The organism is Nocardia sp. GCM10030253 (assembly GCF_042675075.1).
Lineage (GTDB): Bacteria > Actinomycetota > Actinomycetes > Mycobacteriales > Mycobacteriaceae > Nocardia.
This window is the reverse complement of record NZ_JBHTDL010000009.1, coordinates 397,806-404,051: the sequence shown is the minus strand read 5'-3', so window position 1 is coordinate 404,051 and position 6,246 is coordinate 397,806. Positions and strand designations below refer to the sequence as shown.

General features: G+C 66.1%; 7 protein-coding genes. 4 read left to right on the top strand and 3 right to left on the bottom strand.

The genetic code is table 11. From position 1 onward, the window contains the following. The first annotated feature begins 138 nt into the window (after positions 1-138). The 3 genes from ACFQZZ_RS22550 to ACFQZZ_RS22540 all read left to right on the top strand — a co-directional run bounded on the left by ACFQZZ_RS22550 (position 139) and on the right by ACFQZZ_RS22540 (position 1,993). Complete coding sequence (locus ACFQZZ_RS22550) at positions 139-870, top strand: rhomboid-like protein (RefSeq protein WP_378684062.1); 732 nt, start codon at positions 139-141, stop codon at positions 868-870. Between the two features lie 57 nt (positions 871-927). Continuing rightward, a complete protein-coding gene (gene nucS, locus ACFQZZ_RS22545) occupies positions 928-1,614 on the top strand; it encodes an endonuclease NucS (RefSeq protein ID WP_378684059.1) in 687 nt (228 codons plus the stop codon). Positions 1,615-1,690: 76 nt separating this feature from the next. Beyond that, entirely contained in the window at positions 1,691-1,993 is a 303-nt protein-coding gene (locus ACFQZZ_RS22540) for an ATP/GTP-binding protein (RefSeq protein WP_378684056.1), read from the top strand. A 110-nt stretch (positions 1,994-2,103) separates the two neighbouring features. Here the strand turns inward: ACFQZZ_RS22540 and ACFQZZ_RS22535 are convergent, their stop codons facing one another. Further along, positions 2,104-3,105 carry a hypothetical protein gene (locus ACFQZZ_RS22535; protein WP_378684053.1) on the bottom strand — a complete coding sequence of 334 codons (1,002 nt, stop codon included), beginning with the start codon at positions 3,103-3,105 and terminating at the stop codon, positions 2,104-2,106. A gap of 86 nt (positions 3,106-3,191) precedes the next feature. After that, on the bottom strand, positions 3,192-3,653 hold the full coding sequence (gene mce, locus ACFQZZ_RS22530; RefSeq protein ID WP_378684125.1) for a methylmalonyl-CoA epimerase: 462 nt from the start codon (positions 3,651-3,653) through the stop codon (positions 3,192-3,194). 146 nt (positions 3,654-3,799) lie between these two features. Here mce and ACFQZZ_RS22525 point away from each other — a divergent pair, with 146 nt between their 5' ends. Then, positions 3,800-4,978 (top strand): acetyl-CoA C-acetyltransferase, encoded by a 1,179-nt coding sequence (locus ACFQZZ_RS22525; RefSeq protein ID WP_378684050.1) that lies wholly within the window; start codon positions 3,800-3,802, stop codon positions 4,976-4,978. Here the strand turns inward: ACFQZZ_RS22525 and ACFQZZ_RS22520 are convergent. After that, complete coding sequence (locus ACFQZZ_RS22520; RefSeq protein ID WP_378684047.1) at positions 4,968-6,194, bottom strand: MFS transporter; 1,227 nt, start codon at positions 6,192-6,194, stop codon at positions 4,968-4,970. The genes ACFQZZ_RS22525 and ACFQZZ_RS22520 overlap by 11 nt on opposite strands. Positions 6,195-6,246 lie beyond the last annotated feature (52 nt).

The window sequence follows — 6,246 nt, the reverse complement described above, 5'->3', positions numbered from 1 at the left end:
GCCAGCGCCGATGGTACTGCACTCGACAGGGTGTGGGAGAGTAGGACACCGCCGGAACATCTTTGCCAAAGGCCCCCGAAATTTTCGGGGGCCTTTGTGCGTTATATGGGAAACCGGTCGAGACATACGGAGGTGCTGATGGTCGCGGCGACGACAATCGCCGACCGCGTGTCGGTCGATCCGGGTACTGCGCTGCGCACCCGCTGGCGGCGACTGAGGTTGCCCGCGACGTTCGGATATGTGGGGGCCCTGATCGCTGTCACCGCGGTCTTCTCGGTGCTGAGTGACTCAGGCCAGTCGAAGATGGTGGTGCACGCCAGCACGAATTTGCACAACCTCCTGAACGGCCGTGTCGGAACCCTGTTTTCGAGCGCCCTTGTGATCGGCGACGTCGCAGCTGCCTGGGTCATCATCCCGCTGCTCGGTTGCCTGCTCGCCCTCGCCGAACTGCGATTCGGCGCCGTACACCTGGTGCGCGTATTCCTGGCCGGACATATCGGAGCGACCCTCCTCGTTGCGGCGGGCTTATGGATCGCGGTGGAGGCCGACTGGCTGCCCGCCAGCATCCGCTGGGCCCAGGATGTCGGCGTCAGCTACGGCGCCATGGCATTGATCGGCGCGATCGTCGTCGCCGTCCCATATCGCTGGCGGATCGCCTGGGCCACTGTGTGGTTCATCGTCGCCACCGAAGCGGTGCTGATCTCCCAGACCTTCACCAATGTCGGACACCTCCTATCGTTCTGCATCGGATCAGCGGTCGGATTCAGCATGATCCGCGCCAAGGCGGCGCCCACCACACGTCTCACCAGGGTCGAATCGGGTCTGCTCGCGGTGAGCGCGATCCTCGCGGCCATCTTGCTCATGGGCTGACGCCCGGCGCGACGGGCTGGCGGCAGCGGCGGCCGGGCACTCGCCTACAGTGCTTGGGTGCGCTTAGTGATTGCTCGCTGTCAGGTCGACTACGTAGGGCGCCTCACCGCCCACCTTGCGATGGCCCGTCGATTGCTGTTGATCAAGGCGGATGGTTCGGTCCTAGTGCATTCCGACGGCGGTTCCTACAAGCCGTTGAACTGGATGAGCCCGCCGTGCTGGCTGGAGGAGCGCGACGGTGACAACGTGCCGGAGGGCGCGAAGGCCTTTTGGGTCGTCACCAACAAGGCGGGCGAAGAACTGCGGATAACAATCGAGGACATCGAGCACGACTCCGCACACGAGCTCGGGGTCGATCCGGGTCTGGTGAAAGACGGTGTGGAGGCGCATCTTCAGGAGCTGCTCGCCGAACATGTGCAGACGCTCGGGCCTGGTTACACGCTCATCCGCCGCGAGTACATGACGGCCATCGGGCCGGTGGATCTGCTGTGCCGCGATGCCGACGGCGCCACCGTCGCGGTGGAAATCAAACGTCGCGGCGAGATCGACGGTGTCGAACAGCTCACCCGCTACCTCGAACTGCTCAACCGAGACCCGCTGCTTGCCCCCGTCGCAGGCGTCTACGCGGCCCAGCAGATCAAGCCGCAGGCCCGCACGCTTGCCGAGGACCGTGGAATCCGGTGTCTGGTCCTCGATTACAACGCCCTACGCGGCACCGAGAGCAACGAATTCCGCCTCTTCTGATTGTCCGGCCAGTCGGTGGCTCTCGGCGATCCAGACGGGCGCAGGGGCACATTCGGGCGGGGCTTAGGCTTGGTGCATGCCTCGTCGGAAGCCTCGCACCGACCGCCGAGCGGGTCCGCCCGCCGGCGGTGGGCTCGGGGACGTCTTCGGAAGTACCGAGTCGGGACCGAACAGTGACGACCTCTATACGGTCCGGACCATCCCCGGCAGCCGGGCGATCAAGACTTACCGCTGTCCGGGCTGTGATCACGAAATCGTCCCCGGCGTAGCCCATATCGTCGCCTGGCCCGCCTATGGCGGGGAGGACGATCGCAGGCACTGGCATCGCGGTTGCTGGAACGGTCGCCGGACGCGCACGATCACCCGTCGCTGGTCGTAACGACGCCGACAATGTTCGGCGTGGTCCGAGAATTAGGAAGGCCGCCCCTGTTGGGGCGGCCTTCAGTCTGAATTTCGGTTGGGTACCGCGTGTCGCCGCGTGGCCCGACGTCAGTGCGTGATGTCGGCGTTCTCGCGCTCTTCGTCGACGATGTCGTCGTCCTCGGCGGAGACCTCGGGGATGGCCTTGGTGCGCGAGCCGGTCACGGACTTGGTGTTGCCGCCGATCGACTTGCGCTGATCCGGAACCCCGTCCAGCAGTTCGCTTTCCCGGTTGACCGCCGCGAGCATCGCGGGCACCGAGTCGAGCTGGCCGCGGATGCCGAGCAACTGGGCGAGCACCCGGCCGCGCAGCACACGCATCTCCTCGGCCAGTTCCTTCGCGTGCGCGATCTTGCGCTCGGAGGTCTGGGTGGCGGAGGTGATGAGGCGGTTGGACTCGTCGGTCGCGTCCTTGATCCGCTGTGCGGCCTCGGCGCGGCTGGTGGCCTCCAGCTCCTCCATGGCGCGGGTGAGCTTGGTGCGACGCTCGGCCATGGTGACCTCGAAGTCCTGCTGGGTCGCCTTGCGCTTGGCATCGGCTTCCTTGCCGAGGCGGTCGGCTTCGGCCTGTGCGGCCTCGATGATCTTGGCGGACTCGGTACGCGCGTTTGCCAGGGTCTGCTCGAACTCGATCTCGAGTGCTTCGCGCTTTTCCTTGGTCTCGGCCAGCAACGACTCGTACTTGCCACGCATTTCGGTGGCCTGCTGCTCCGCGATCGACACCATTTCCGCGGCCTCGGCCTGCGCCAGGGCGCGGACCTCGGAGGCCTCGTCGGAGGCCAGCCGGAGCATGCGGGAGATGCGGTCGGACATGCCTTCCGCGGTGGTCGGCGGAACCGAGAGGCGGTCGACCTCCTTGCGGAGCTCGTCGATCTCGTCCCGCGCGTCCTCCAACTGGCTCGCGAGGTTACGGGCTTGTGCCGCAGCAGCATCCCGGTCAGTGGCGGTGACCCTTAGCTCTGCATCGAAGCGGTCGAAGTAGTTGCGTACCTCGTCTTGCGCATAACCCTTGCGCACAACGGTGAAGGGCAGTGCAACGAAGCGATTGCGATCGGACTCAGGTGACGACATGGCCAACAAACTACAGCCTACCGGGACGTCATGGTGACTCGACCGCGAATGTGATTCTGAAGAGTTTTTCGGACCCGATCTTGATACTAGTGCGTAACATTCGCGTTCGGTTCGACCAACTCGATCAGCACACCGCCAGCATCCTTCGGGTGGATGAAATTGATGCGGGAATCGGCCGTTCCGTGCCGTGGCGCCTCGTACAGCAAACGCAGACCTCGATCACGCAGGTAGGTCGATACCGCATCGATGTCGGTGACACGGTAGGCGAGTTGCTGCAGACCCGGTCCGCTGCGGTCGATGAACTTGGCGATGGTCGAGTCGGCGTTCAGCGGCGCCAGCAACTGCAGGGCAGTCGCGCTGTCCGGTGCGCCGGGCAGCGACAGCATCGCCTCGTGCACGCCCTGGCTCTCGTTGACCTCCCGATGGGTCTCGATCATGCCGAGATTGTCGGCGTACCAGGCAATCGCGGCATCCAGGTCGGGCACCGCGATGCCCACGTGATCGACGGCGATGACGTAGTCGCCGGGGATGAAGCTCGAAGGATCCATAACGTTGCTCACCACTCGAACGTAGCGCGAACCTGGCCGGCGTCGCCGAGGACGGACAAGCTACCGTTGAGTACAGACTCGACGCCGCGCCCAGGCACGGCCGTTCCTGATCTACGAATGCTGCTGTGAGGAAATGAGGGCTCGTCGTGACCACTTCCGTGATCGTCTCCGGTGCGCGTACCCCGGTCGGTCGACTGCTCGGAGGGCTGAAGGACTTCAGCGGGTCCGAGCTGGGCGGGTTCGCGATCAAGGCGGCGCTGGAGAAGGGCGGCGTTGCGCCCGACCAGGTCGACTACGTGATCATGGGTCAGGTCCTCACCGCGGGTGGAGGTCAGATCCCGGCGCGGCAGGCGGCGGTAGCCGGTGGCATTCCGATGGACGTGCCCGCGCTGACACTGAACAAGGTGTGTCTGTCCGGCATCAATGCGATCGCCCTCGCCGATCAGCTGATCAGGGCAGGCGAGTACGAGATCGTCGTCGCCGGTGGTCAGGAGTCGATGAGCCAGGCGCCGCACCTGCTCGAAAAGAGCCGGGAGGGCTTCAAGTACGGCGATGTGACGCTGCGCGATCACATGGCCTACGACGGCCTGTACGACATTTTCACCGACCAGCCGATGGGTGCGCTGACCGAACAGCGCAACGACACCGAGCCGATCAGCCGCGCGGACCAGGACGCGTTCGCGGCCGCCTCGCACCAGCGTGCCGCGGCGGCGTGGAAGAACGGCCTGTTCGACGCAGAGGTTGTTCCGGTCGCGGTGCCGCAGCGTAAGGGCGACCCGGTCCTGGTCTCCGAGGACGAGGGCATCCGCGCGGACACCACCGCGGAGTCCCTGGCCAAGCTCCGTCCGGCCTTCCGCAAGGACGGCACTATCACCGCGGGCACCGCCTCGCAGATCTCCGACGGCGCTGCCGCTGTCGTGGTGATGAGCAAGGCCAAGGCCGAGGAGCTCGGACTGAGCTGGATCGCCGAGATCGGCGCCGCGGGCACGGTGGCGGGCCCCGACTCGTCGCTGCAGGATCAGCCCGCCAACGCCATCGCCAAGGCCTGCGCGCGCGAAGGCATTTCGCCTGCCGATCTGGATCTGGTCGAGATCAACGAGGCCTTCGCGGCGGTGGGCATCGCCTCCACCCGCAAGCTCGGCATCGACCAGGAGAAGGTCAACGTCAACGGTGGCGCGATCGCGATCGGTCATCCGCTCGGCATGTCCGGCGCGCGGATCCTGCTGCACCTGGCGCTGGAGTTGAAGCGTCGCGGTGGTGGCGTCGGCGCTGCCGCGCTGTGCGGTGGCGGCGGTCAGGGTGACGCCCTGATCATCAAGGTCTGACGACTACCCGACCCACCGGACGCGGGGGTCTGATCAAGGCGGTGGCCATGATGAGCCCCCCGGCGACGGCGATGGCGACCCGCGGGTTGGTGAGCCCGGCGAGCACGCCCCACAGCAGCGTCATGGTCGCGACGGTGACGCCGCTGGAGATGCTCCACGCCGACAGGGTGCGGGAGATGCGATCGGCGGGAGTGTTCTCGATCCGGTAGGTCGCGAAGGTCGGGTTGAAGATTCCCATGCTGGTGATCAGCCCTAGTTCGATCGTCATGATGAAGATCAGCGCCGCTTGCCCGTGCGGCACGAACGCCAGGCCGATCGACCAGCATGCGCGGGCGACTCCGCTGACGACGAGGACCCGATACTGCCCGAAGCGGGCAACGAGCGGCGAGGCCAGTCGAGAGCCGATCAGTCCGCCGATGCATGGCACGCCGAACGCGAGCCCGTACTGCCATGGCGCGAACCGCAGGTCACGCAGCAGCAGCACGGCGAGCAGCGGAGCCGTGGCCATGATCAGGCCGTTCACCAGGCTCGTATTGATGAACAGTGGACGCAGCTGGCGGTGCCGAAGGATGAACCGCCACCCTTCGACGATCTCATCGGCGGTGACGCGTCGCGCCGACCTCGCAGGGGGCGCGGGCTCAGCGGTGCGTATCGCGCGGATCCCCAGCGCCGACAGCAGGTAGCTGCCCGCGTCGAGTACGACCGTCGTCAACGGGCCGAGTACGCCGATCGCGAGGCCGCCCAGCGGCGGTCCGACGGCGATCGAGGTCCAGGTCGTTGCCTCGAATCGTCCATTCGCGACCAGCAGATCGGCAGGCCGCACAAGGGTTTTCAGGTATGCGCCGCCAGCGGCGGTGAACACGATGTTCGCGGCCGCCACAACGACCGAGATGCCCACCAACTGGAGGTAGGTCAGCGCCCCGAGGGCGTACGCCGCGGGCACCGATAGCAATGCGACGAATCGGATCACGTCCATCGCGATCAGCACGGGCCGCTTGGGCCTGAACTCGACCCATGGCCCCAGTGGCACTGCGATCAACGCGCCGATCAGGAGCCCGGTGGCGGCCAGAAACGAAATCTGGGCCGTGCTGCTGTGCAACACGAGGATCGCGATCAGCGGGAACGCGTCGAGAGCGAGCCAGGTGCCGACGGTGCTCGCACCGAAAGCTGCCCACAGCCAAGCGAAGTCGCGACCGAGTGGCCGTCTGCGCAACATCCGTTCACCTCACGTGTTCGCCAGCAACCCGGTGTTGCTCGCGAACAAAGGG

What these genes read in the sequence shown, in the direction of transcription:
- ACFQZZ_RS22540 (WP_378684056.1), top strand. Translation starts at nt 1,691, where the DNA reads ATGCCTCGTCGGAAGCCTCGCACCGACCGCCGAGCGGGTCCGCCCGCC.
- mce (WP_378684125.1), bottom strand. Translation starts at nt 3,653, where the DNA reads ATGGATCCTTCGAGCTTCATCCCCGGCGACTACGTCATCGCCGTCGAT.
- ACFQZZ_RS22535 (WP_378684053.1), bottom strand. Translation starts at nt 3,105, where the DNA reads ATGTCGTCACCTGAGTCCGATCGCAATCGCTTCGTTGCACTGCCCTTC.
- ACFQZZ_RS22550 (WP_378684062.1), top strand. Translation starts at nt 139, where the DNA reads ATGGTCGCGGCGACGACAATCGCCGACCGCGTGTCGGTCGATCCGGGT.
- ACFQZZ_RS22520 (WP_378684047.1), bottom strand. Translation starts at nt 6,194, where the DNA reads ATGTTGCGCAGACGGCCACTCGGTCGCGACTTCGCTTGGCTGTGGGCA.